The sequence below is a fragment of the Aeromicrobium sp. genome (assembly GCF_036676885.1).
Lineage (GTDB): Bacteria > Actinomycetota > Actinomycetes > Propionibacteriales > Nocardioidaceae > Aeromicrobium.
Genome location: NZ_JAKFCB010000379.1, coordinates 1 through 2,247, shown reverse-complemented (window position 1 = coordinate 2,247; position 2,247 = coordinate 1). Strand labels below are relative to the sequence as shown.

Genomic DNA, 2,247 nt, shown 5'->3' with positions numbered 1-2,247 from the left:
AGCGGACGGTCGAGTTGCCACCGGCCGAGACGATGCCGGCGCCGGCGGTGTCGCCGTCGGCGACGGCGAGGCCGATGGCAAGGTTCTGGTTGGTGGCGCTGGAGGCGTTGGTGCGGGCAGTGGCAGCATCGGTGCCGGCGCCGACGCCGACGCGCAGCGTGTTGGAGCCTGCGCCGGTGACGTTCAGACGGCCGGAATCGTCGACGGTCGCCGTGGCGATGCCGGACTTGTTGATCTCGTTGACGAGGTCACGGACGGTCGCGGTCGCGGCGAGATCGACCGTATAGGTCGTCGAGCCGGCGGAGACCGTCAGGGCCATGTTGGTATTGACGGTGGTGTTGATCAGGTGGCCGGTGTCGGCCGCGGTGGCGCGGGCCGGAACAGCGGCCTCGCCGAGACGCTTGTCGAGAGCGATGTCCTTGCGGCTCTTGCCGCCGGTGTCGGTGACTTCGACCGCGTTCGCCAGCACGTCGGCGGTGCCGACCTTGTTGGGGCGGTTGGCGGCGGCGTCGGCCTGGGCCTGCTTGATCGTCGACTGCAGCGACTGCACCAGCTTGGTGATCGAGTCGATGCCCTGCGAGGCGGCAGTGATGGTCTGGATGCCGTTCGAGATGCCGTCGAGCAAGCCCTTGAGCTCGTTGGAGCGGTCGTTCAGGCCCAGCGAAGTGAAGAAGTTGACGGGGTTGTCGATGGCCGAGTTGACGCGCTTGCCGGTGGCGAGGCGGTTCTGGATGACGCCCTGCTCGGCAGTGGTCTGCTGCAGGGTGAGGAGGTTCGCCCTGACGCCGCTCGTGAGAATCGTGTTCGCCATCTTCGGTCCCCTGAAAGCGCGATTCAGCGCCCATGCGGTTTGGTCTGGCCGGATAATCCTTCGTTAAGGCTAACAACCGGTTAACGGTTGAGCGGGGCGCTTCGCGCCCGGGCTGAAGCAACGAAAAGACGGCGGAGCTCGCGCTCCGCCGTCTTTCTTGTCTTCGACCCACTTCTGTGGGCTGGCCCGCTCCTGCGGGACCGAAGGATCAGAACAGGCGCAGCACGGCCTGGTCGGCCTGCGAGGCCAGCGTCAGAGCCGTCTGCGACAGCTGCTGGCGGGTCTGCAGGGCGAGGAGCTTGGCGCCTTCCTCGTTGTTGTCGGCGAGCACCAGATTGTCGGCGCCCTGCGTCAGGGTGTTCACCAGGTTCTTGGTGAAGTCCTGGCGAGCCTGAACGACCGACAGGCTGGAGCCCAGCGAGGAGGCCGTCGAGCGCAGCGAGCCGAGCGCGCTGGTCAGGGAGTCGCCGACCGCGGAGAGGTCGGTGTCGCTCTGGATGTTGAAGGTTCCGGTCACCGCGGTCGCGCTGGTGGCAGTCAGCACGCCGAGATTGGCGGAGTTCAGCACCGAACCCTGGACATCCAGCTTCGACTGCTGCGAACCGGTCTTCTCGTTGAAGGTGATCGACAGCTTGTCGCCGTTGAGCAGGTTCTTGCCGTTGAAGCTCGAATCCTTGGCAAGCTCGTCGATCTGCGTGCGCAGGTCGTTGAACTGCTTGATCAGGTTGGAGCGGACGGTCGAGTTGCCACCGGCCGAGACGATACCGGCGCCGGCCGAGTTGCCGTCGGCGACGGCGAGGCCGATGGCAACGTTCTGGTTGGTGCCGCTGGAGGCGTTGGTGCGGGCAGTGGCAGCATCGGTGCCGGCGCCGAGGCCGACGCGCAGCGTGTCCGAACCAGCGCCGGTGACGTTCAGGCGACCGGAATCGTCAACCGAGGCGGTGGCGATGCCGGATTTGTTGATCTCGTTGACGAGATCGCGGACCGTCGCGGTAGCGGAAAGATCGACGGTAAAGGTCGTCGAGCCGGCCGAGACCGACAGGGCCAGGCTGGAGTTGGTGGTGGTGTCGATCAGGTGACCGGCATCGGAAGCGGTGGCGCGAGCGGCGACGCCGGCCTCGCCGAGGCGCTTGTCGAGAGCGATGTCCTTGCGGCTCTTGCCGCCGGTGTCGGTCACTTCGGTCGCGTTGGCGAGGATGTCAGCCGCACCGACCTTGGTGGGGCGGTTGGCGGCGGCGTCGGCCTGGGCCTGCTTGACGGTCGACTGCAGCGACTCGACCAGCTTGACGGCCGAGTCGATGCCCTGCGAAGCCGCCTGGATCGTCTGGACGCCGTTGGAGATGCCGTCGAGGAGGCCGGTGAGCTGGCCGGCGCGGTCGTTCAGGCCGGCCGAGGTGAAGAAGTTGACCGGATTGTCGACGGCCGAGTTGACCTTC

2 protein-coding genes are annotated in these 2,247 nt (G+C 66.8%); both read right to left on the bottom strand.

The features are described from left to right. On the bottom strand, positions 1-811 hold an 811-nt coding region (locus V6M46_RS18090), incomplete at its 3' end, for a flagellin N-terminal helical domain-containing protein (RefSeq protein ID WP_332667654.1). Between the two features lie 208 nt (positions 812-1,019). After that, the coding region (locus V6M46_RS18085; protein WP_332667652.1) for a flagellin at positions 1,020-2,247 on the bottom strand (1,228 nt) is incomplete at its 5' end.